Here is a 22,639-nt window from a genome sequence, read left to right on the forward strand (position 1 = left end):
AGGAATTCTAGAATTCCCAAAATCTAGAATTCCTAAAATCTCAGCTAGGAATTCTAAAATTCCTAAGTTAGAATTCCAAAAGCAAAGCTAACAAATTTTAAAATTCTCTAAATTTTTACCTTTTTCTTAGCCTATATTTATCAAAAATATTATAAAATAAGCTTTTTTAAGGATAATAAATGTTTGATGAACTTTTTGAAGGCAACCCAAGAGACAAGGCTTTTGAGATAATCTTTGGGGCAAACCCAAGCGTGGTTAGCTCTGAGCTAGAGATAGTTTTTGAGCAGTTTTGCGCTCTAAAAATACTAGCTAGCAAGGCTGGCATTAGCGATGAGAGCGTTGCTAGCCTGCTTCACACTACCGAGCTTGATGAGGCAAAAAACGACTTCTATATAGATTTGGTAAGCGGAATTTTAAGCAAAAATGAATAAGGCTTTTTGGCTAAAAAGTTTTTTTAAAGCTCTTTTACTTTGCGTGTTTTGTGCTAGTTTTGCACACTCTAGGCCGCCTGCTTGGACTAGCACAAAACTTTTTTTGCTAGCAAAGGATCAAAAAGCCTATTTGTTTATCACAGAAAAAGCTACCTTGCGTAAAGAAACGTTTGAGTTTAGCTGGACGCTTTATGATGGGCTAAATCTCGTGGTTCATAGCAAATGGCGACTATACCCACGCCAGATAATGTTTTCACGCAGAAGGGGGCTAGAGCTATATAGCCAAAATATTTTGCTAGCACGCAAAAATCCTTATTTAGATGAAGTGCGAGTGTATATAGAGTTTTTATCTTTTGAAGCTGGTGCTGCTAAGTTTGGCGTGCATGTGATGGATAAAAGCCAAAGAGTGGATATCGAGTATTACCCAAATCCAGAGGTACAAGATGAACAAAATTGATGATAAATTAAACGAGTTTATAGCCCAGCTTGATTATAGCGTTGTTAGCGATATGTTTGCTAAGATTTCTAGTGGCAAAAAACTTCGCTCAAAGCTGATTTATAAAATCGCAGGCGATGATGAAAAAAGCGTTAGACTTTGTGCTGTTGTGGAGCTAATCCACCTAGCAAGCCTGCTTCACGATGATGTGATTGATGATGCCTCTTTGCGCAGGGGAAAGGCTAGCATAAACGCAGTTTTTGGCAATAAAAACGCTATCATGCTAGGCGATACTCTATACTCAAAGGGCTTTTTTGAACTTAGCAAGTTTGATGAAAAAATCGCAAGTCTAATCAGCGATGCTGTTTGTAAACTAAGTCTTGGTGAACTTATGGATGTAGAACTTAGCAAGGCTTTTAACAGCGATGAGAATGCGTATTTTCGCATGATTTATTATAAGACAGCCGTGCTTATCGAGGCTGCCTCTGGGGCTGCTGCCTTGCTAGTAGGTGCTGATGAAAACTCTCATAAAGAATACGGCAAAAACCTTGGTATAGCCTTTCAAATCATAGATGATATCCTAGATATTACTAGCGATGAGGCTACGCTTGGCAAGCCTGCTATGAGCGATTTTAAAGAGGGTAAAAGCACCTTGCCTTATATCTTGCTTTTTAAAGCGCAAAATGAAAGCCAAAAAGAGCGTCTAAAAGCACTATTTGCCAAGGACTTAAGCGCAGATGAGCTTAGCTGGCTAAAAGAACAATTTAATAAATACAAAATTATAGAAAAAAGCGTCCAGATTGCCAAAGACTACGCAGATAAGGCGCTAAGTGCGGTTAAAAATACTGAGCTAAAAGAAGTAGTAAATGCTATGATAAATAGGAAGTTTTAATGCAATATTTAATAATCAGCTTTACTCACAAAAACACAGATATCGCGCTTAGAGAACGACTTGCTCTAAATAGCGATACAAAGAAAAAAGAGATTTTGCGCCTGATTTGCGCAGCGCAAAATATAAGCGAATGTATGGCTATAAGCACCTGTAACCGCGTGGAGCTAATCGCAGTTTGTGATGATACCACAAGTGCTACCAAGCATATATTAAATGCGCTTAGAGTCATTACTGGAGTGGATTTTGAGACCTTAGAGTATTATGCTGGCGTTTATGAGGGTAGTGGGGCGATTCATCATCTTTTTAGCGTGGCAAGCTCGCTTGATAGCCTAGTTGTAGGCGAAAATCAAATCGCAGGTCAGCTAAAAGAGGCCTTTAAGTTTGCTTATGAAAGTGCAAATGCCGGGGGTGAGCTAAGCTTTCTTATACACTGGGCTTTTAAGACAGCTGCAAAGGTAAAGAGCCTAACGCAGATTTCTAAAAATCCAGTTTCAATTAGCTCAGTAGCTGTGGCAAAAGCCAAAGAAATCTATGAAAACATGGGAGCAAGCCTAGGGGGCATGAGTGCTGTCGTGGTGGGAGCTGGGCAAATGGCAAGTCTGCTAGCAAAGCACCTAGTAGCAGCTCACACAAATGTAATCATCGTAAACCGCAGCAAACAAAGAGCTGATGCCCTTGCTAGCGAGCTTGGTAGCCTTGCTAGCGTAGAGGACTGGGACGAGCTAGCAGAGTTAATCAATCGCTATGCGCTGATTTTTGTAGCTACGGCTGCGCCAAAGGCCATTATCACAGATGAGCTTATAGAAGAGCGTGATTTTAGGCGCTATATTTTTGATATTTGTGTGCCTAGAAATGTGGATGTAAAAGAGAGCTTTAACATTGATATTTACGCTGTTGATGACCTTGATGAGATAGTAAAGGGAAATATTGCCTTGCGCCAAGAAGAGGCCACGGCTGCCTTTGGTATAGTAAATGATGGCGTGGCTGAGTTTTTTAAAGCTATAAAACAAAAGCACTCAGCCCCATCAATCAAGGCTTTGCGTCAAAGGGCAAAAGATATTTGTGAGAGCGAGCTAGAAAAGGCGATAAAACACGGATATTTAAAGCGTAGCGATGAGAACGAGGCTAGAAAGCTTTTACATCAAGTTTTCAAGGCCTTTTTACACAAGCCCACCGTGCGGTTAAAAGACCGCAACGATAGTGATACTATATCTGCGCTTGAGTTTTTGTTTGATTTAGAAATTACTAGCAAGGATAAAACGCAAATCTAGAATTCCTAGGAATTCTGGAATTTTACTTAGGAATTTTAGAATTCTAGCCCTAGGAATTCTAGAATTTTGCCTAGGAATTCTAGATTTTAATTTTATGGTGCTTTCTGCTGGGGTGTGCCATAGCAAAAGTACAAATAAGGATAAAATATGAAATTTTCTAAAATGTTTATACCAACTCTAAAAGACGCCCCAAAAGATGCGGTTTTGCCTAGCCATGCGCTTTTAATAAGGGCAGGCTTTATCAGCCAGCTTGGCACTGGGCTTTATGACTTTTTGCCACTGGGTCTTAAAATGCTTGAAAAAATCAGCGCAGTTGTAAGAGAAGAGATGAATAAAGCCGGCGCAAATGAAGTGCGTTTTAGCTACATGACGCCTAGCGAGTTTTGGCGTGAAAGTGGGCGTTGGAATAAATTTGGCAAAGAGCTTTTGCGCCTTAATGACCGCAAAAATGGCGAGTTTGTCCTAAGCCCAACAAATGAAGAAAGCGTGGTAAATATGGTGCGTGGGCGAATTACTAGCTACAAGCAACTCCCGCTAAATCTATATCAAATAAATCTAAAATTCCGTGATGAGGCGCGTCCTCGCTTTGGGCTTATGAGAGGGCGTGAGTTTGTGATGAAAGATGCTTATAGCTTTCATAGTAGCGAAGATGATTTGCGCAGAGAGTTTGAGAATATGCACGCTACTTATGAGCGTATTTTTACTAGGCTGGGGCTTGATTTTAGAGCAGTTAGCGCAGATAGTGGCGCAATAGGCGGCTCTGGCTCAAAAGAGTTTATGGTGCTAGCGCCAAATGGCGAAGATGATATCTTGCTAAGTAGCAGCTACGCAGCAAATGTAGAAGCAGCCATCCGCAAGCCTCGCACAAGCAGCAGCGAGCGCCCAGAGGCAAACGCTACAAGCAAGTTTCATACGCCAAATATCACTAGCATTGAGCAGTTAGCAAAGTTTTTTCATGTAGATCCATTTTACCTTGTAAAAGCTGTGATAAAAAAAGGGCTTTTTGATGATGGCAAAGGCGGAGTTAGCGAAAAAATCGTGGTATTTTTCGTGCGCGGGGATGATGAGCTTCAAGAGGCAAAAGCGCAAAATGCTAGTAAGGCCTTGGAGCTAATGGATGCTAGCGAGGCTGAAATAGCAGCTGCCCATCTAGTAGCTGGCTTTTGTGGGCCAAAGGGACTGCCTAATGCAGTGGAGTTCTACATTGATAATGAGCTAAGGGATGAAGAGCAGATGATAATCGGCGCAAATGAAAAAGACTATCACATAATCGGCTTTAAAATGACTGGCTTTAATGATAGTAGGTGGGCTGATCTAGTGGCGGTAAAAGAGGGCGATTTGGACTTAAATGGCGAGCCACTAGTGATGAAAAAGGGCATTGAAGTAGGTCATATTTTCATGCTTGGCACTAGATATAGCGAGGCGATGAATGCGACTTATTTGGATGAAAACGGCAAGACTCAGCCCTTTATCATGGGCTGCTATGGCATAGGTATCTCACGGCTTATTGCTGTCATGGTAGAGGCTAGTAATGACGAGCGTGGCATAATCTGGGATAAAAAATGCGCTCCATTTAGCGTCCATATCATCGTGCCTGATATCAAAAACTGCGCTGCTTTGGAATTTGCTCTTAGCTTGGAGAGCGAGCTTGAGACACAGGGCATTGAAGTACTACTTGATGATAGAGCAGGGGCAAGGTATGGTGAGAAAATCGCTGATTTCGAGCTTATTGGCGTGCCTTTTGGCGTGGTTATCGGCAAAGACTACGCAAATAGCGGCGAAGTGGAGCTAATCACAAGAAAAGGGCTAATCAAAGAAAAAATCAGTGCAGAGCTAGTTAAGAACAAGCTTTTAGAGCTTTTAAAGGATGAAAGATGAAAATTCGTATCGCAAGTAGAAAATCAGCTCTTGCTATGTGGCAAAGTGAGCATATAAAAAAGCGTTTAGAGGCCGCTGGGCACGAGTGCGAGATTATCAAAATGAGTACCAAAGGCGATGTTATACTAGACACCCCACTAGCTAAAATCGGCGGCAAAGGGCTATTTACCAAAGAACTAGAAAATACTTTGTTAGAAGGACGCGCTGATGTTGCTGTGCATAGCTTAAAAGATGTGCCAACACGCTTTGAAGCAGGACTTGAGCTTGCTTGCGTGTGTAGTCGTGAAAATACCGATGATTGTTTGCTTAGTATGAATTATACTAGCTTAGAGGGCTTAAGACTTGGTGCTAGGGTTGGCACTACGAGCCTGCGCCGTAGAATGCAGATTTTAGCTCGCAGACCAGATCTTAAAGTAATTTCACTTCGTGGAAATGTGAATTCTAGAATTTCAAAGCTTAAAAACGGCGTTTTTGATGCGATTATTTTGGCCCAGGCTGGCATAACTCGCCTTGGGCTAGAAAACCTTGTAAATCACATTAGCCCGCTTGGTAGCGTGCCTGCTATGGGGCAGGGTGCGCTTGGCATTGAAATAGCTAGCCAAAACTCGGCTGTAAAAGAAGCGATCGCCTTTTTAAACGATGAAAAAAGCGTGATCGAGACAAGTATTGAGCGTGCTTTTGTAGATACGCTAAATGGCGGCTGTCAGGCACCTATTGGCATTTCAGCCGTGCTTAGCGGCGATAAAGTGCGAGTTAAAGCCATTTTGGGGCTTGTGGATGGTAGCGAGATTTTGAGTGCTGAGCGTGAGTTTTGCGCTAAGCTTGGCAGCGAGGCTGGGGTGATATTAGCTAGAGAGTTTATCGCTCGTGGAGCAAAAGAGCTTTTAGAACGTAGCGAGCAGATGAGCAACGCTATGGAGTTTTAGCTCTTGCTTATATCAGTTTTTCTGGGGGTTAGGGGGTGTCTTTTTGGGAATTCTAGAATTCCCTAGAATAGAATTTAGAATTCCCTATAGAGATCCCCCAGTCAAGCTGGGGGATGACAGGGAATTTAGAATTCCCTAAAAATACTCCCTAACCCCCAAAAACGCAGATAAAGCAAGAGAATTCTAAATTTTAGCGGGGTTTTAGGGTCCCCAAGGGTTTAGGGCGTAGCCCTTATAAAATTTGCTAGCTAGATTTATCTAGTCTAAAAGCGAGCAAAAATCTAGAATTCCTAATCTAGAATTCCTAAAAAGAAACCCCCTAACCCCCAGAAAAACAAAGGAATTCTAGAATTCCCTAGAATAAAATCTAGAATTCCTAAGAAAAAAAACCTAGGAATTCTAGATTTGCTAGCTTAATTTATTGTAATAATCTTATTATAGCTTGCTGGATTTGATTTGCTTGTGCGCTTGCGTAGCTGCCGCTTTGAGATAAAATATTTTGTTTATTAAACTGCGCTACTTCGTTAGCAAAGTCTACATCTCTTATTTGGCTCTCGGCTGCTTTTATGTTTAGGTGAGTTACTGAGATATTGTTTATTGTAGCTGTGATTTGATTTTGTATTGAGCCAATGTTTGAGCGAATACGATCAAGATCACCAAGTGCTACCACAGCTATATCTATCAAAGTTTGCGAGCCATTATATGTAAGAACGCCCGGTTCTTGAGTAACATTTGAACCTTGAGTTCCTACCACTCCATGACCCATTGCCTTTGCTAGCGAGCCAGACATAGGCTCTGTAAGAAAATCATGTAGATTTACAGCAGCTTTATGTGGAGTAGTGCTATCCTCAAATTTAGTTTTTCCATCATCTGAGATACCGGTTGAAACTACGCCTTTTTGATTTTTTGCTATTGTGTTTGCTGGTGTTATGGAGTAGCTGGTAGGTATAGAGCCGTATTTAGAAAAAGTAAGCTCTCCAAGAACAAGAACATCGTTTAAGAATTTTGTTGCATCAGTAGGATCAGTAAATGATAGTCCTAAGGCTCCCTTTGCTCCATTATCATTTGTTTTTATATATATAGGTAAACCGTTGTGGCTATTTAGCATCATGCGACCAGAACCATTATCTATCGTGGCTGTAACACCTGTAAGAGAACTTTGAGAGTTTATAGCATTTAGCACTATGCCATCAGCATCATCCTTTTGAACAGTAGCATTGCTTAAAATTTTATAGCCATTTATACTAAGATCGACTGGACCAAAAAATCCTGATCCAAGTATGGGAACAGGTGTAGCCAAATCGCTCCTAGCACTTGCTCTAATGCCAGTTTCTACATGCACAGCATTTACTCTATCTGTGATGTATTTAAACCCTTGTGTGAGCAAATCTTGACCAGTAAAATTAAACTCTAATTTTTCATTGCCTATAGTTCCATGATTAAGAGTGAAAGTCCACTCAGCTTTGGCAAAGTCAGTTGTGTTTTCATACATAAGAGGTGAGCTAGTAGCAAAAGACAAATGCCCCACAGCCTTGCTATCAGCTCTAGGTATCGTAATAGATATAATTTCATTTGAGTAAGCACCCATTTGAAAGTTTTTATTGCTAAAATTACCATTTAGTAGTTTGTGACCATTAAAAGTAGTCGTGTTTGCGATATTATCAAACTCTTCTAAAAGGCGCATGATATCTTGGTGTATAGCCAAGCGAGAGTCTCTAGTGTGAAAGTCATTTGCAGCCTGTATAGCCTTTACTCTTATGGTATCTATTATCTCTATCTGTTCAGCCATAGCATAATCAGCGGTTTGTAGTATACCTATTGCGTCATTTCCGCTAGCTATGCTTTGCTCTAAGCTACTTGCTTGAGAGCGCAGACTATCAGCCACAGTCATTCCACTAGCATCATTAGCAGCTTTGTTTATGCGCAAACCAGAGCTAAGGTGTTCTAGTGAGGCAGTTAGCTTTTTGTTTGTGCGCTCAGTGCTATTATTAGATGATAGCGATGTTATGTTTGTGTTAATTCTAAAAGACATTTTACCTATTTTATATATAAAATTTCTGCCTTATTATATCGCCAAAATCTTTAAAAAATTTAGCATTTTTATAAAAAAAATATTTTTTTGCTTTTTTGCAATTTTTTTTCTAAAAACCCTTGACAAAAAAAAAATTTTTGACTATAATTCCAGCCTGTCAACAAAAATGCTGGTGTAGCTCAGTTGGTAGAGCTACTGCCTTGTAAGCAGTAGGTCGGCGGTTCAAGTCCGTTCACCAGCTCCATTTTTAATTTTTTTAACAGTGTTTGACCAGTCAATCATAGTCAGGGTGAGATACTCAAGTGGCCAACGAGGGCAGACTGTAAATCTGCTGACTATGTCTTCCGTGGTTCGAATCCACGTCTCACCACCATTAGCTCTTGTGTTTTACACGAGCTGTTACGCGGGATTAGCTCAGTTGGCTAGAGCATCAGCCTTCCAAGCTGAGGGTCGCGGGTTCGAGTCCCGTTTCCCGCTCCAAGACTGAATTCTATAGGAATTCTAGTTTTTACTGGGAGCTGTAACTTCTTTTTTGATGTTACTTCGTTTTGCGAGGGCGATTTTTGTCTGCGCAGATTTTCCAGTTTAGATTTTTTTGTTGTTTACTTAGCTAGCGCATATTCTCTCGCCATAGGCTCATATGGCTCAGAGGTAGAGCACTTCCTTGGTAAGGAAGAGGTCGCGAGTTCAAGTCTCGCTATGAGCTCCAGTTTTAGATGATTCGCTAGTATGTAAATTTGTAATTTAAATTTTTAGCCCGGAGGATACTATGGCAAAAGAAAAATTTAACCGCACCAAACCACATGTAAATGTTGGTACTATCGGTCACGTTGACCACGGCAAGACTACACTAACTGCTGCTATCTCAGCTGTTTTGTCTCGCAAAGGTCTAGCAGAGCTTAAAGATTATGACAATATCGATAATGCTCCAGAAGAAAAAGAGCGCGGTATTACAATCGCAACTTCACATATCGAGTATGAGACTGATGCACGCCACTACGCTCACGTAGACTGCCCAGGACACGCCGACTATGTTAAAAACATGATTACTGGTGCTGCTCAAATGGACGGCGCTATCCTAGTTGTTAGTGCAGCAGATGGCCCAATGCCACAAACTAGAGAGCACATCCTACTATCTCGCCAAGTAGGTGTTCCATACATCGTTGTATTTATGAACAAATGCGATATGGTTGATGACCCAGAGCTTCAAGAGCTAGTTGAAATGGAAATTAGAGAGCTTCTAAGCGAGTATGGTTTCCCTGGTGATGATACTCCAATCATAAAAGGTTCAGCCCTTCAAGCACTAGAAGAAGCAAAAGCAGGCAAAGATGGCGAATGGTCAGCTAAAATTATGGAGCTTATGGCTGCTGTTGATAGCTATATCCCAACTCCAACTCGTGATACTGATAAAGATTTCTTGATGCCTATCGAGGATATCTTCTCAATCTCAGGTCGTGGTACTGTTGTTACAGGACGTGTTGAGAAAGGTGTAGTAAAAGTAGGCGATACTATTGAAATCGTTGGTCTAAGAGATACTCAAACAACAACTGTAACTGGCGTTGAGATGTTCCGCAAAGAAATGGATCAAGGTGAGGCTGGTGATAATGTTGGTGTTCTACTACGCGGAACTAAAAAAGAAGACGTTGAGCGTGGTATGGTTCTTTGTAAACCAAAATCAATCACTCCTCATACAAAATTTGAAGCAGAGGTTTATATTCTTACAAAAGACGAAGGTGGACGCCACACTCCATTCTTTAACAACTATCGCCCACAATTCTATGTGCGCACAACAGATGTTACTGGCTCAATCACTCTAGCAGCTGGCACAGAGATGGTTATGCCTGGTGATAATGTTAAGATCACTGTTGAGCTAATCGCTCCAGTTGCGCTAGAAGATGGAACTCGCTTTGCGATTCGCGAAGGTGGCCGCACAGTTGGTTCAGGCGTTGTTTCTAAAATCCTAAGCTAAGCTTAGAATTCTAGAATTCCCTATGGCGAATTTTACTTATTGTAGAATTCGCCTTTAAAAAATTTTAAAAGAGAAAAAAATGGCAAGTAATACTCGTATTAAAATAGGTCTAAAATGTTCTGAGTGTGGTGATATCAACTATACTACCACTAAAAACAGCAAAAAAACAACTGATAAAATTGAGCTTAAAAAATATTGCCCACGCCTTAAAAAGCATACGGTGCATAAAGAAACTAAGCTTAAATAATATTGCCCTTAGGGCAGTAGCTCCAACGGTAGAGCGCCGGATTCCAAATCCGATGGTTGGGGGTTCGAATCCCTCCTGCCCTGCCATTATAAGGTTTTAAATGAATAAGTTGATAGGATATTTCAGACTTGCTCGTGCTGAGCTAGCTAAGGTCATTTTCCCTACAAAAGAGCAGGTGCGAACTGCTTTTATAGCTGTTGTTTCAGTTGTAGCTGTAGTTTCAATATTTCTAGCACTTGTAGATTTGCTAATGAGTTTTAGCATTTCTAAATTTGTAGCATAAGGAATCGCTATGTCACATAAATGGTATGCTATTCAAACTTATGCAGGTAGTGAAATGGCTGTTAAAAGAGCTATTGAAAATTTAGTAGTTGATCACGGAATTCCTGAGAAATTAGCACAAATCCTTGTGCCAACTGAGGATGTTATAGAGATCAAAAATGGTAAGCAAAAGATTAAAGAGCGTAGCCTTTATTCTGGTTATGTTTTTGCTAATCTTGAGCTAGATACTAGTCTTTGGCATTTGATTCAATCTTTACCAAAGGTTAGCAGATTTATCGGCGAGGCAAAAAAGCCAAGCCCACTTAGCGAAAAAGATGTAAAACAAATCATCGAAAAAGCAAGTACAAAAGAAGCACCTAAACCAAAAATTTCTTTTGAGCCAGGTGAGATTGTGCGTGTTACTGATGGTCCGTTTGCGAACTTTAACGCTACAGTTGAAGAATATAATATGTTTCAAGGTAAATTGCGCCTAAATGTTTCAATCTTTGGTCGCAATACACCAGTTGAGATAGAATACACAAAAGTCGAGAAGATCATCTAAGGAGTAGAAAATGGCTAAAAAAGTCGTTGGTGAAATCAAGCTTCAAATTGCTGCTACAAAAGCAAATCCAAGCCCACCAGTTGGTCCAGCTCTTGGTCAACAAGGTGTTAATATTATGGAATTCTGTAAAGCATTTAATGAGCGCACAAAAGATATGGCTGGCTTTAATATCCCAGTTGTTATCACTGTTTATGCTGATAAAAGCTTTACATTTATTACTAAACAACCACCTGCAACTGACCTTATCAAAAAAGCAGCTGGTGTGCAAAAAGGTGCTGACAACCCTCTTAAAAACAAAGTTGGCAAGCTTACAAAAGCTCAAGTTCTTGAGATAGTTGAGAAAAAAATAGCTGATCTTAATACTAAAGATCGTGAGCAAGCTGCTAAGATTATAGCTGGTTCAGCTCGCTCTATGGGAATTACTGTAGAGGACTAAGTCTATTACCACGCAGACTTTAAATACTAAGTGGAAGCAAAATTTGCGGAGAATATAATGTCAAAAATAACTAAAAGATTTAAAACTTTGCTTGAAAAAGTAGATTCTAGCAAAGATTATGTACTTGATGAAGCTATTACTACAGTAAAAACTCTTGCATCAGCTAAGTTTGATGAAACTGTAGAGATCGCTCTAAGCCTAAATGTTGACCCACGCCACGCTGATCAAATGGTTCGTGGTTCTGTTGTGCTACCTGCTGGAACTGGAAAAAAGGTTCGTGTAGCAGTAGTCGCAAAAGATGCTAAAGCTGATGAGGCTAAAGCAGCTGGTGCTGATATTGTTGGTGCTGAGGATTTTATCGATGAGATAGCTAAAGGTGTGATTAACTTTGATGTGCTTATCGCTACTCCAAATTTAATGGGTGTTCTTGGTAAAGTAGCTAGAACACTTGGACCAAAAGGCTTGATGCCTAGTCCAAAAACTGGCACAGTAACTATGGATGTTGCTCAAGCTGTTAGCAATGCTAAAAGTGGTCAAGTTAACTTCCGTGTTGACAAACAAGGAAATATCCACGCTGGTGTAGGTAAAGTAAGCTTTAGCAAAGAAAAACTAAGCGAAAACCTACAAACTTTTGTAAAAGCTATTAACCGCCAAAAACCTGCATCTGCTAAAGGACGCTACATCAAATCTGCGGCTCTTAGCCTTACAATGAGCCCATCTCTTAGCCTTGATGTTCAAGAGCTACTTGATATGAAATAATCTTAGATTGGAGATAGTCGGAGTCTTTGACTTAATTTTTAAGGAATTCTAGAATTCCTTAAAGTCCTGCTTGAAATCGCCTTTCGGAAAGGAGAAGAAAGTGACTAGAGAAGAAAAAGCTAAAATAATTTCACAACTACAAGATGAATTTAGTAGTGATATGGCTATTGTAGTTGCTGATTTTAAAGGTCTTACTACAAAAAAGCTTGAAGCTTTGCGCGATGCTGCAAGAGCTGCTGATGTAAAGGTTCAAATCATTAAAAACACTCTAGCTAGCATTGCCCTTAAAAACAGCAATAAAGATGGTATCGCTCTAAAAGATACAAATATCTTTATCTGGGGTGGAGATGCGCTAAGTGTAAGTAAAGTAGCTGCTAAGTTTGCTGAGGCAAATGCTGAGTTTTTTAAGCTAAAAGCTGCTCACATTGACGGCGAAGTTGCAGATGCTGCTAAGGTTGTGGCTCTTTCAAAACTACCAAGCAAAGACGAGCTTATCGCTATGCTTTTGCAAGTTTGGAATGCTCCACTACAAAATTTCGTTATCGGCTTAAATGCTCTTAAAGAGAAAAAAGAGCAGACAGCTTAATTTTAAAAAATAAAAAAGGATAAAAAATGGCAATTTCAAAAAATGATGTTTTAGAGTACATTTCAGGTCTTTCTGTTCTTGAGCTTTCTGAGCTTGTAAAAGAATTCGAGGAAAAATTCGGCGTAAGTGCTGCTCCAGTTGTAGTAGCTGGTGCTGCTGGCGCTGCTGCTGCTGGCGCTGCTGCTGAGGAAAAAACTGAGTTTAATGTCGTTCTAACTGACGCTGGCGCAAACAAAATTGGCGTAATTAAAGTAGTTCGTGCTATTACTGGTCTTGGCCTAAAAGAGGCAAAAGATGCAGTTGAGCAAACTCCATCAGTTCTAAAAGAGGGCGCTAGCAAAGAAGATGCTGAAAAAGCTAAAAAAGAGCTTGAAGAAGCAGGTGCAAAAGTAGAGCTTAAATAATTTTAGCTCACAAATATTTCTAGTTTGACTAGAAAATAATTTTTTAATCTAGAATTCCTTGTAGGAATTCTAGATTTATAGAATATCTAAAAAATATTAAAATAATTTTCTTATTATCCTTAATGTTTCTTTAGAGGTTTGATTCTTTAGATTCTATTTTTAAATGCGTCCTTTGGCGCCGAGGGGGAATTCGTGAAATACGGAGTAAGAAACAATATCCAAGCTACAGTCAAAAAAATCAAAAAAGGTGATGTAATGTCACAAATAGAATGTTCATTTGATGCATGTGATACACTTAGTTCTGTGCTTACTACTGATTCGCTTGAGAATCTTGGCATTAAACCTGGTGATAAAGTAAAATTGCTTGTAAAAGCTATTCATGTAATTCCTGTAAAGGAATAATTCGTCTTGCGTTTTTACGCTTATATTTCTATTTAGCAAGGAAAAATAATGCTAAACAGCCTATTTTCTGGTAATCGTTTAAGGGTTGATTTTTCTGGCGTCGCCAAAGAAATCGAAATCCCAAATTTACTTCAACTTCAAAAAAAGAGTTTTGAACACTTTTTAAATATCGATAATGATAAAATGGAAAGTGGTATTGAAAAGGTTTTTAAATCAATATTTCCTATCCACGATGCGCAAAATCGTCTTAGCCTAGAATACCTTGGCTCTGAGCTTAGCGCACCTAAATATACTGTTCGCGAGTGTATGGAGCGTGGGCTTACTTATGCTGTCAATCTAAAAATGAAAATCCGCCTTACTGTTCACGAAAGAGATGAAAAAACTGGTGAAAAAGTGGGTATAAAAGACTCAAAAGAACAAGAAATTTTTGTTCGTGATATTCCACTTATGACTGATCGTGTAAGCTTTGTTATAAACGGCGTTGAGCGTGTTGTTGTAAATCAATTACACAGAAGCCCGGGTGTTATTTTTAAAGAAGAAGAAAGCCCAACCGTAGCAAACCGCATGATTTACACAGCTCAAATAATTCCAGATCGCGGCTCATGGCTGTATTTCGAGTATGATACAAAAGATGTTCTTTATGTGCGTATAAACAAACGCCGCAAAGTACCTATTACTGTGCTTTTCCGTGCGCTTGGATATAAAAAACAAGATATAGTAAAATTATTCTATCCAATCATAAACCTAAAAATAAAGAAAAATAAAGTGCTTGCGCCTTTTATCCCTGAGGACTATACTAGCAAGCTTGATTATGACCTAAAAGACGAAAAAGGCAATGTGGTTTTAGAAGCTGGTAAACGCCTAAGTAAAGCCAAAGCTGAAAAGCTAGTTGCTGATGGCTTGAAGTTTGTAGAATATCCACTAGAAGTGCTGCTTAGCCGCTATCTTGCTAGTCCTATTTACGATAAAGAAAGCGGAGAGGTGATCTATGATACCCTAACTCAGCTTGATGAGAATAAAATCGCAAAAATCCTAAATAGCGAGAGTAGCATTGATATAGCAAACGACCGTGCAGCTGGTGTGGATACTGCTATTATAAACTCATTTTTACAAGATGCCGAAACTCTAAAACTACTTCGCCAAAGCGAAAATGTAGATGATGAAAACGACCTAGCTGCAATTCGCATTTATAAAGTAATGCGTCCTGGCGAGCCTGTTACAAAAGAAGCAGCTAAGGCTTTTGTAAATGACCTTTTCTTTAATCCTGAACGCTATGACCTTACTAGTGTTGGTCGTATGAAAATGAACCACAAATTAGGTCTTGATGTGCCTGATTATGTAAATGTTCTAACTCGTGAGGATCTAATCAAAACCGCAAAATACCTAATCCGTGTTAAAAACAATGATGGCGTAATCGATGATAGAGACCACCTTGGTAACCGTAGAATTCGCTCAATAGGCGAGCTTTTGGCAAATGAGCTTCATCTTGGCTTTGTAAAAATGCAAAAAGCTATCAAAGATAAATTCACTAGCCTAAGCACAAATCTTGATGAGATTATGCCTTATGATTTAATCAATCCAAAAATGATCACTACTACTATAATGGAGTTTTTCACAGGTGGCGAGCTAAGTCAGTTCATGGATCAAACAAACCCACTAAGCGAAATCACTCACAAACGTCGTCTCTCAGCCCTAGGTGAAGGCGGTCTAGTAAAAGAGCGTGCTGGCTTTGAGGTGCGTGATGTTCACCCAACTCACTATGGTCGTATTTGTCCAGTAGAGACTCCAGAGGGTCAAAACATCGGTCTTATCAATACTCTTTCTACTTATTCTAAGGTAAATGATATGGGTTTTATAGAAGCTCCATATCGCAAAGTAGAAAATGGCAAAATAACTAATGAAATCGTCTATCTAACAGCAGCGCAAGAAGAAGGTCACTCTATAGCCCCAGCTACTACGGCACTTGATGCAAATGGCATGATAAAAGATGATCTTATAGAAACTCGCAAAAATGGAGAAATTCTTTTTTCTCGCCGTGAAGAAGTTACTTTAATGGATCTTTGTAATGGTATGGTTATGGGTGTTTCAGCCTCTCTTATTCCTTTCTTGGAGCATGACGAGGCAAAAAGAACACTCATGGGCTCAAACATGCAACGCCAAGCTGTGCCACTTATTAAAAGCGCAGCACCGATAGTTGGTACTGGTATGGAGAGCGTAGTAGCAAGAGATGCGTGGGAGAGTATAAAGGTATCTCGCCCTGGAATTATAGAAAAAGTAGATAACAAAAATATTTTCGTGCTTGGCGAAGATGAAACTGGTCCATATATCGATCAGTATAGCATGGAAAAAAATCTACGCACAAACAACAATACTGCTTTTGGACAGCATCCTATCGTCCGCAAAGGTGATAAAGTACAAGCAGGTCAAATCATCGCTGATGGCCCAAGTATGGATAATGGCGAGCTTGCAATAGGTAAAAACGCTCTTGTAGCTTTCATGCCGTGGAACGGCTATAACTACGAGGATGCGGTGGTAATTAGTGAAAAAATGATCCGTGAAGATGCCTTTACTAGCGTGCATATCTATGAAAAAGAAATAGAAGCAAGAGAGCTAAAAGACGGCGTAGAAGAAATCACTCGTGATATCCCAAATGTCAAAGAAGATGAACTAACTCACCTTGATGAAAGCGGTATAGTAAAAATTGGAACTAAAATTTATCCAGGAATGATTTTGGTGGGCAAAGTAACGCCAAAAGGAGAGGTTAAGCCAACTCCAGAAGAGCGTTTGCTTCGTGCGATTTTTGGCGAAAAAGCAGGACATGTGGTAAATAAATCACTTTATGCTGGTGCTACTATGGAAGGCGTGGTAATTGATGTAAAAATCTTTACTAAAAAAGGCTATGAAAGAGATGCTCGTTCTATCCAAGCTTATGAAAATGAAAAATCTGTGCTTGAAAAAGAACACCACGATAGACTTTTAATGTTTGATAGAGAAGAGATTTTAACTATAGAGAATTTCTTGCTAAAAACTCCGCTTGAAAAAGCTGTGAAAATCGGCAAAAGCTCATATAAAAAAGGCGGAATACTAAAACAAGAAGATCTAGATACTATCGGTCGCTTTAAAATCGCAGCCTTTGTTAAAGAAAACTACTCATCAAAGGTTCAAGCAGAATATGATAGAATCAAAAAATATTTCCAAGATGAAAAGAAAAAACTAAGAGACGAGCATTTGGCAAAACTAGAAATCATAGAAAAAGATGATATCTTGCCAAGTGGCGTGGTAAAACAAGTAAAGGTCTATATAGCCACAAAACGCAAGCTAAAAGTAGGCGATAAAATGTCAGGTCGCCATGGTAACAAAGGTATCGTCTCAAATATCGTGCCTGAGGTTGATATGCCGTATCTAAAAGACGGACGCACTATAGATATAGTTCTAAACCCTCTAGGCGTGCCAAGCCGTATGAATATAGGTCAAATTCTAGAAAGCCACCTTGGGCTTGTAGGTATGCGCTTAGGCGAGCAGATCCAAGAGATTTTTGATGCTAAACAAAAAGACTGGATTAAAAATCTAAGAGCAAAAATGATAGAAATCGCTGATGTCTCAAAGCTAATGGATGCTAAAAAAACACTAGAAAAAATCAGTGATGAAAAGCTTATAGAATACGCAAGAGACTGGAGCAAAGGTGTGAAGTTTGCCACTCCTGTATTTGATGGTGTTAAGGTTAGCGAGTTTGCTAAGCTTTTTGAAATGGCAAAAATAGATAGCGATGGCAAAACCGAGCTTTATGATGGTCGCACTGGCTCAAAAATGGCTGAGCGTGTGCATGTAGGATGTATGTATATGCTAAAACTACATCACCTAGTAGATGAAAAAGTCCATGCTAGAAGCACTGGTCCTTACTCTCTTGTAACACAACAACCAGTAGGTGGTAAGGCACTAAGCGGTGGACAACGCTTTGGAGAGATGGAGGTTTGGGCGCTAGAGGCATACGGTGCTGCTCATACTCTAAGAGAAATGCTAACGATAAAATCAGATGATGTAGATGGTCGTCTAAGTGCATATAAAGCTATCAGCCGTGGTGAGAACATACCACAAACAGGAATTCCAGAGACCTTCTTTGTTTTGACAAACGAGCTTAAGTCTTTGGCTTTGGATATTAAGATTTATGGCGAAGGTGAAGAAAATGAATAAAGATTTACAACTAATAGAAATAAAAGAAGACGCTCGCCCAAGAGATTTTGAGGCCTTTGAGCTTGGCCTTGCTAGCCCTGAGGCTATACGCAATTGGAGCTTTGGCGAGGTAAAAAAGCCAGAAACCATAAACTACCGCTCATTAAAGCCAGAAGTAGATGGATTATTTTGCGCTAGAATCTTTGGTCCAGTTAGAGACTATGAGTGTATGTGTGGCAAATACAAAAAAATGCGTGATAAAGGCAAGATTTGTGAAAAATGCCATGTAGAAGTAGCTAGCTCAAAAGTCCGCCGCTCACGCATGGGACATATAGAGCTTGTAACTCCAGTAGCTCACATCTGGTATGTAAACTCACTGCCAAGCCGCATAGGCACGCTACTTGGTATAAAAATGAAAGACTTAGAGCGTGTGCTTTACTACGAAGCATATATAGTAGAAAATCCAGGTGATGCTTGCTATGATGCTGAGGGTACAAAAAAAGTAGAAAGATACGATGTACTAAACGAAGAGCAGTATGTAGCGCTAGAATCACGCTATGAAGAAAGTGGCTTTAAGGCTAGAATGGGTGGAGAGGTCATCCGTGATATGCTAAGCGAGCTTGATTTGGTAGAAATTCTAAACGAGCTAAAAGAAGAAGTAGAAGCTACAAACTCTGATGTGAAGAAAAAATCTCTTGTTAAGCGTTTAAAGGTAGTTGAGAGCTTTTTAAATAGTGGAAATCGCCCTGAGTGGATGATGATTACGATACTACCAGTATTGCCACCTGATCTTCGCCCACTTGTAAATCTTGATGGTGGAAAGTTCGCAGTTAGCGATGTAAATGACCTTTATCGCCGTGTTATCAACCGCAATACTCGTCTAAAACGCCTACTTGAGCTTGATGCGCCTGAGATTATTATAAGAAATGAAAAGCGCATGCTCCAAGAAGCAGTGGATGCGCTATTTGACAATGGTAGAAGAGCAAATGCTGTAAAAGGTGCAAACAAACGCCCACTAAAATCGCTAAGCGAGATTATCAAAGGTAAGCAAGGTCGCTTCCGCCAAAACTTGCTTGGTAAGCGTGTGGATTTCTCAGGTCGTTCTGTTATCGTAGTTGGACCTCGCCTAGCTATGGATGAGTGCGGCTTGCCAAAGAAAATGGCACTAGAGCTATTTAAGCCACATTTGCTAGCTCGCCTTGAAGAAAAAGGCTACGCAACTACAGTAAAACAAGCTAAAAAAATGATAGATGACCGCACAAATGAAGTTTGGGAGTGCCTTGAAGAAGTGGTAAAAGACCACCCTGTGCTGCTAAATCGTGCGCCAACACTTCACAAAATGTCTATTCAGGCTTTCCATCCAGTGCTTATTGAAGGTGAAGCTATTCAGCTGCATCCGCTAGTTTGTGCTGGTTTTAACGCTGACTTTGACGGTGACCAAATGGCTGTGCATGTCCCACTATCACAAGAGGCTATTGCTGAGTGTAATGTGCTAATGCTAAGTTCTATGAATATCCTTCTACCAGCATCTGGAAAGGCTGTAACCATACCGGGTCAAGATATGGTGCTAGGAATTTACTATCTAAGCTTAGAAAAAGACGATGCAAAAGGTGAAAATAAAATCTTTGCAAATGTAGATGAAGTTCGCATAGCAGAAGAAGAGCATTTGCTAGACCTTCATGCTCGCATAAAAACTATCATTGACCAACGCCAAGTAGTTACCACAGCTGGTAGGCTAATCATCCGTTCAATCCTACCTGATATGGGCGAAAAATCTGTGCCTGAGAATATGTGGAACAAAGTGCTTAAAAAAGGCGATATAGCAAATCTTGTAAACTATGTATACAAAAATGGTGGACTAGCCGTGACAGCATCTTTCCTTGATGCTATCAAAAATCTTGGTTTCCGCTATTCTACAAAGGCTGGTATTTCTATATCTATCACTGATATTATCGTGCCTGAGAGCAAATATACCTTTGTAGATGAAGCACGCAAAAAAGTCCTTGGACTTCAAAAAGAATACGACGCAGGCTTACTAGATGATAAAACTAGAGCAAACCTAGTAATCGACACTTGGGCAAATACTGGTAAAAAAGTCCAAGAAGATATGATGAAGCACATCATAGCTGATAAAAACGGCTTTAACTCAATTTATATGATGGCTGACTCTGGTGCTCGTGGTAGCGTGGGACAAATCGCACAGCTAGCAGGTATGAGAGGACTAGTAACAAAATCAGCTGGTAATAAATCAGCAGCCGGTGCGCAAATCATCGATGTACCTATTACATCAAACTTCCGTGATGGTCTAAGTGTAATTGAGTATTTTCTTTCAACCTATGGTGCTAGAAAGGGTCTAACAGATACTGCGCTTAAAACCGCAAACGCCGGATATCTAACTCGTAAGCTAATCGATGTAGCCCAAAATGTTAAGGTTACTATGGATGATTGTGGCACTCACGAGGGTGTTGAAGTAACTGAGCTAAAAGTCGGTGAAGAGCTAGTTGAGAGCCTAGAAGATAGAATTTTTGGTCGTGTGCTAAGCGATGATGTGATCGATCCTATCACAAATGAAGTGCTATTTACAGAAGGCACGCTAATAACAGAGCAAAACGCTCGTGCTATCGGCGATGCTGGCATAAAAGCAGCTTCAATCCGCACGCCTATTACTTGTAAAGCGCCAAAAGGCGTTTGTGCTAAATGCTATGGTATAAATCTAGGTGAGGGCAAAATGGTTCGCCCTGGCGAGGCTGTAGGTATCATCGCCGCTCAATCAATCGGCGAGCCAGGAACGCAGCTAACACTAAGAACGATTAACTCTGGTGCTGCTGCTACAAACTTCCAGCAAGACTACCAAGTAATCGCTAAAAAAGAAGGCTTTATCCGCTACTATAACCTAGAAGTAGATGAGGGCAACTATGTAATCAGCCGTCGTAATGCTGCTATATTGCTAGTTGAGCCTAAGGTAAAAGCTCCATTTGACGGCGTGATAGATATAGAAGACTCTCACGAAGACCGCACTATAATAGTAAAAGGCGAAAAAGACGAGTTTCGCTATACCTTCCGCAAGCGCAATCTAGCTGGTTCAAACGAGCTAGCAGGAGTTAGCGGTATGGTCGAGGGTAAATACTACCTTCCATACGCAAAAGGCGATAAAGTAAAAGAAAATGAAAGCATCGTCGAAGTGGTAAAAGAAGACTGGAGCGTGCCAAATCGTATTCCATTTGCTAGTGAGATCAAAGTAGCTGATGGCGATCCTGTAACACAAAATATCAAAGCAAACGCAGAGGGAATTCTAAAGTACTATATCCTAAAAGGCGATTATTTAGAGCGTATTAAAAATATCAAAAAAGGCTACAAAGTAGAAGAAAAAGGTCTATTTGTGGTAGTTGCTGATGAAGATGATAGAGAGGCGCTTCGTCACTATATCCCACGCCAAAGTGTAATAAACATCGCTGATAATGAAAAAGTAAAAGACGGTGATATCATCGCTTGCCCAGCTAGTGATGAAAAACTAGTAATCGCTCAGTGGGATCCGCACTCTACTGCCTTCCGCTCGGCTGAGAGTGGTACGGTTAGCTTTGAGTTTATCAGCTCTGAGGACTATGAAATCGTGCCAAAAGATCTAAAAGCAAAAGATCCTCGCAATAGCCTTATCAAAGACATTAGTGAGAGCAGTTCTGCTACAAAGGTTCGTGTAAGCGCAAACGCTCAAATCCTAGCTGATGCTGAGAGCGAGGAGGGCAAGCTTGTGATGACTTCAAGTACCCTGCTACGCACAGCGCAGATTTTAGGCAATAAAGACAGAGATTATAGAGCAAATGCGGCTATCCTTATTACAAGTGGTGGTAAGGTAGTAAAATATCCAGTAGAAAAAGACGATATAATCGCTGTTAGAGAAGGTCAAGAGATCAAAAAAGGTGATGTAATCTTTAGCCGTCCAAAAGCGGTCGCTACATCAAAAGACATCACCGCAGGTCTGCCTAAGGTAAGTGAGCTATTTGAAGCTAGAAAGCCAAAAGATATCGCCTATATCGCTGAGATAAATGGTGTGATCGAAATCGATACTAGACTAAAGAGCAAAACTCGCATCGTAATCACTGCAAACGACGGCACCAGCGTAGAATACAGCGTTGATAAATCTCGCCAAATCCTAGTTAGAGATGGTGAGTTTGTGCATGTGGGCGAGAGACTAACAGATGGTGATATTTCTAGCCACGATGTGCTAAGAATTCTAGGTGAAAAAGAACTTCACAGCTATTTAATTAGAGGAATTCAAGATGTTTACCGCTCAGAGGGCGTTATCATCAGTGATAAGCACATTGAAATCATCATTTCGCAAATGCTGCGCCAAGTAAAAATCGTAGATAGTGGCGATACTCACTTTATCGTAGGCGATATGGTTAGCCGCCGTAAATTTCGCGATGAGAACGAGAAAATCTTGCGCTTAGGTGGCGAGCCAGCTATTGCTGAGCCAATCTTGCTAGGTGTAACAAGAGCAGCTATCGGCTCTGATAGCGTGATCTCAGCTGCCTCGTTCCAAGAGACTACAAAGGTGCTAACAGAAGCAAGCATCGCTAGCAAGCGTGATAACCTAGAAGACCTAAAAGAAAATGTTATCTTAGGTCGCATGATACCAGTAGGAACTGGGCTTTATAAAGACGAAGAAATCAAGCTAAAAATAAACGAATAAGCTTGAAAATCTTAATCTAGAATTCCTAGGCTTTTTGGGGGTTAGGGGGTATTTTTTATCTTAGGGAATTCTAGTTTTAGGGAATTTTAGAATTCCCTACTATGTCATCCCCAGCATCCTTGGGGGATCTCATCACAGAGAATTCTAAAATTCCGTCTAAAATTCCGTCATTGCGAAGGAGAATTTTAAATTTTAGCGGGGTTTTAGGGGCCCCCAAGGGTTTAGGGCGTAGCCCTTATAGAATTTGCAAGCTGGGCTTATCCAGCCTAAAAGCGAGCAAAAATTTA

General features: G+C 40.2%; 18 protein-coding genes and 5 tRNA genes. 22 read left to right on the top strand and 1 reads right to left on the bottom strand.

Going from position 1 to position 22,639, the window contains the following annotated elements:
- Positions 1-179 precede the first annotated feature (179 nt).
- The 6 genes from PTQ34_RS04325 (at position 180) to hemC (ending at position 5,834) form a co-directional block, all read left to right on the top strand.
- Complete coding sequence (locus tag PTQ34_RS04325; protein WP_273932296.1) at positions 180-431, top strand: DUF2018 family protein; 252 nt, start codon at positions 180-182, stop codon at positions 429-431.
- Positions 424-888, top strand: coding sequence for a hypothetical protein (locus PTQ34_RS04330; protein ID WP_273932297.1), 465 nt, complete (start codon positions 424-426; stop codon positions 886-888). Before PTQ34_RS04325 ends, PTQ34_RS04330 begins: the two co-directional genes overlap by 8 nt.
- Positions 875-1,759: a polyprenyl synthetase family protein gene (locus PTQ34_RS04335; RefSeq protein WP_273932298.1), complete on the top strand. Its 885-nt coding sequence runs from the start codon at positions 875-877 to the stop codon at positions 1,757-1,759. The genes PTQ34_RS04330 and PTQ34_RS04335 overlap by 14 nt, the downstream gene beginning before the upstream one ends.
- On the top strand, positions 1,759-3,030 hold the full coding sequence (gene hemA / locus PTQ34_RS04340; RefSeq protein WP_273932300.1) for a glutamyl-tRNA reductase: 1,272 nt from the start codon (positions 1,759-1,761) through the stop codon (positions 3,028-3,030). Before PTQ34_RS04335 ends, hemA begins: the two co-directional genes overlap by 1 nt.
- A gap of 147 nt (positions 3,031-3,177) precedes the next feature.
- On the top strand, positions 3,178-4,908 hold the full coding sequence (locus PTQ34_RS04345; RefSeq protein ID WP_273932301.1) for a proline--tRNA ligase: 1,731 nt from the start codon (positions 3,178-3,180) through the stop codon (positions 4,906-4,908).
- A complete protein-coding gene (gene hemC / locus PTQ34_RS04350) occupies positions 4,905-5,834 on the top strand; it encodes a hydroxymethylbilane synthase (RefSeq protein WP_273932302.1) in 930 nt (309 codons plus the stop codon). Before PTQ34_RS04345 ends, hemC begins: the two co-directional genes overlap by 4 nt.
- 418 nt (positions 5,835-6,252) lie before the next feature.
- Here the strand turns inward: hemC and PTQ34_RS04355 are convergent, their stop codons facing one another.
- Positions 6,253-7,866, bottom strand: a complete 1,614-nt coding sequence (locus PTQ34_RS04355) for a flagellin N-terminal helical domain-containing protein (RefSeq protein WP_273932303.1) — start codon at positions 7,864-7,866, stop codon at positions 6,253-6,255.
- A 168-nt stretch (positions 7,867-8,034) separates the two neighbouring features.
- Between PTQ34_RS04355 and PTQ34_RS04360 the strand changes: the two genes are divergently transcribed.
- The 16 genes from PTQ34_RS04360 (at position 8,035) to rpoC (ending at position 22,352) form a co-directional block, all read left to right on the top strand.
- Positions 8,035-8,110: transfer RNA gene (locus PTQ34_RS04360), tRNA-Thr, on the top strand.
- 44 nt (positions 8,111-8,154) lie between these two features.
- Positions 8,155-8,239, top strand: a tRNA-Tyr gene (locus PTQ34_RS04365).
- Positions 8,240-8,269: 30 nt separating this feature from the next.
- Positions 8,270-8,346 (top strand) — tRNA-Gly (locus PTQ34_RS04370).
- A 154-nt stretch (positions 8,347-8,500) separates the two neighbouring features.
- A tRNA-Thr gene (locus PTQ34_RS04375) sits at positions 8,501-8,575 on the top strand.
- A 60-nt stretch (positions 8,576-8,635) separates the two neighbouring features.
- Positions 8,636-9,835, top strand: coding sequence for an elongation factor Tu (gene tuf / locus PTQ34_RS04380; RefSeq protein WP_273932304.1), 1,200 nt, complete (start codon positions 8,636-8,638; stop codon positions 9,833-9,835).
- Positions 9,836-9,914: 79 nt separating this feature from the next.
- Positions 9,915-10,082, top strand: a complete 168-nt coding sequence (gene rpmG, locus PTQ34_RS04385; protein ID WP_178696420.1) for a 50S ribosomal protein L33 — start codon at positions 9,915-9,917, stop codon at positions 10,080-10,082.
- A gap of 10 nt (positions 10,083-10,092) precedes the next feature.
- Positions 10,093-10,168 (top strand) — tRNA-Trp (locus PTQ34_RS04390).
- A 14-nt stretch (positions 10,169-10,182) separates the two neighbouring features.
- Positions 10,183-10,365, top strand: coding sequence for a preprotein translocase subunit SecE (gene secE, locus PTQ34_RS04395; RefSeq protein ID WP_273929744.1), 183 nt, complete (start codon positions 10,183-10,185; stop codon positions 10,363-10,365).
- Positions 10,366-10,374: 9 nt separating this feature from the next.
- Positions 10,375-10,905: a transcription termination/antitermination protein NusG gene (nusG, locus tag PTQ34_RS04400; RefSeq protein WP_273929743.1), complete on the top strand. Its 531-nt coding sequence runs from the start codon at positions 10,375-10,377 to the stop codon at positions 10,903-10,905.
- Between the two features lie 10 nt (positions 10,906-10,915).
- Positions 10,916-11,341: a 50S ribosomal protein L11 gene (gene rplK / locus PTQ34_RS04405; RefSeq protein WP_273929742.1), complete on the top strand. Its 426-nt coding sequence runs from the start codon at positions 10,916-10,918 to the stop codon at positions 11,339-11,341.
- Positions 11,342-11,398: 57 nt separating this feature from the next.
- Positions 11,399-12,100 (top strand): 50S ribosomal protein L1, encoded by a 702-nt coding sequence (gene rplA, locus PTQ34_RS04410; RefSeq protein ID WP_273932305.1) that lies wholly within the window; start codon positions 11,399-11,401, stop codon positions 12,098-12,100.
- Positions 12,101-12,200: 100 nt separating this feature from the next.
- A complete protein-coding gene (gene rplJ, locus PTQ34_RS04415) occupies positions 12,201-12,686 on the top strand; it encodes a 50S ribosomal protein L10 (RefSeq protein WP_273932306.1) in 486 nt (161 codons plus the stop codon).
- A gap of 26 nt (positions 12,687-12,712) precedes the next feature.
- Entirely contained in the window at positions 12,713-13,090 is a 378-nt protein-coding gene (gene rplL / locus PTQ34_RS04420) for a 50S ribosomal protein L7/L12 (protein ID WP_273932307.1), read from the top strand.
- A 192-nt stretch (positions 13,091-13,282) separates the two neighbouring features.
- Entirely contained in the window at positions 13,283-13,492 is a 210-nt protein-coding gene (locus tag PTQ34_RS04425) for a TOBE domain-containing protein (protein WP_273932309.1), read from the top strand.
- A 48-nt stretch (positions 13,493-13,540) separates the two neighbouring features.
- Positions 13,541-17,683, top strand: coding sequence for a DNA-directed RNA polymerase subunit beta (rpoB, locus tag PTQ34_RS04430; RefSeq protein ID WP_273932311.1), 4,143 nt, complete (start codon positions 13,541-13,543; stop codon positions 17,681-17,683).
- Entirely contained in the window at positions 17,676-22,352 is a 4,677-nt protein-coding gene (gene rpoC / locus PTQ34_RS04435) for a DNA-directed RNA polymerase subunit beta' (protein WP_273932312.1), read from the top strand. The genes rpoB and rpoC overlap by 8 nt, the downstream gene beginning before the upstream one ends.
- Positions 22,353-22,639 lie beyond the last annotated feature (287 nt).

This window comes from Campylobacter magnus (genome assembly GCF_028649595.1).
Classification (GTDB): domain Bacteria; phylum Campylobacterota; class Campylobacteria; order Campylobacterales; family Campylobacteraceae; genus Campylobacter; species Campylobacter magnus.

Excerpts from the sequence above, each read along its gene's own strand:
- PTQ34_RS04325 (WP_273932296.1), top strand. The coding sequence starts at position 180 with ATGTTTGATGAACTTTTTGAAGGCAACCCAAGAGACAAGGCTTTTGAG.
- PTQ34_RS04330 (WP_273932297.1), top strand. The coding sequence starts at position 424 with ATGAATAAGGCTTTTTGGCTAAAAAGTTTTTTTAAAGCTCTTTTACTT.
- PTQ34_RS04335 (WP_273932298.1), top strand. The coding sequence starts at position 875 with ATGAACAAAATTGATGATAAATTAAACGAGTTTATAGCCCAGCTTGAT.
- hemA (WP_273932300.1), top strand. The coding sequence starts at position 1,759 with ATGCAATATTTAATAATCAGCTTTACTCACAAAAACACAGATATCGCG.
- PTQ34_RS04345 (WP_273932301.1), top strand. The coding sequence starts at position 3,178 with ATGAAATTTTCTAAAATGTTTATACCAACTCTAAAAGACGCCCCAAAA.
- hemC (WP_273932302.1), top strand. The coding sequence starts at position 4,905 with ATGAAAATTCGTATCGCAAGTAGAAAATCAGCTCTTGCTATGTGGCAA.
- PTQ34_RS04355 (WP_273932303.1), bottom strand. The coding sequence starts at position 7,866 with ATGTCTTTTAGAATTAACACAAACATAACATCGCTATCATCTAATAAT.
- tuf (WP_273932304.1), top strand. The coding sequence starts at position 8,636 with ATGGCAAAAGAAAAATTTAACCGCACCAAACCACATGTAAATGTTGGT.
- rpmG (WP_178696420.1), top strand. The coding sequence starts at position 9,915 with ATGGCAAGTAATACTCGTATTAAAATAGGTCTAAAATGTTCTGAGTGT.
- secE (WP_273929744.1), top strand. The coding sequence starts at position 10,183 with ATGAATAAGTTGATAGGATATTTCAGACTTGCTCGTGCTGAGCTAGCT.
- nusG (WP_273929743.1), top strand. The coding sequence starts at position 10,375 with ATGTCACATAAATGGTATGCTATTCAAACTTATGCAGGTAGTGAAATG.
- rplK (WP_273929742.1), top strand. The coding sequence starts at position 10,916 with ATGGCTAAAAAAGTCGTTGGTGAAATCAAGCTTCAAATTGCTGCTACA.
- rplA (WP_273932305.1), top strand. The coding sequence starts at position 11,399 with ATGTCAAAAATAACTAAAAGATTTAAAACTTTGCTTGAAAAAGTAGAT.
- rplL (WP_273932307.1), top strand. The coding sequence starts at position 12,713 with ATGGCAATTTCAAAAAATGATGTTTTAGAGTACATTTCAGGTCTTTCT.
- rpoB (WP_273932311.1), top strand. The coding sequence starts at position 13,541 with ATGCTAAACAGCCTATTTTCTGGTAATCGTTTAAGGGTTGATTTTTCT.
- rpoC (WP_273932312.1), top strand. The coding sequence starts at position 17,676 with ATGAATAAAGATTTACAACTAATAGAAATAAAAGAAGACGCTCGCCCA.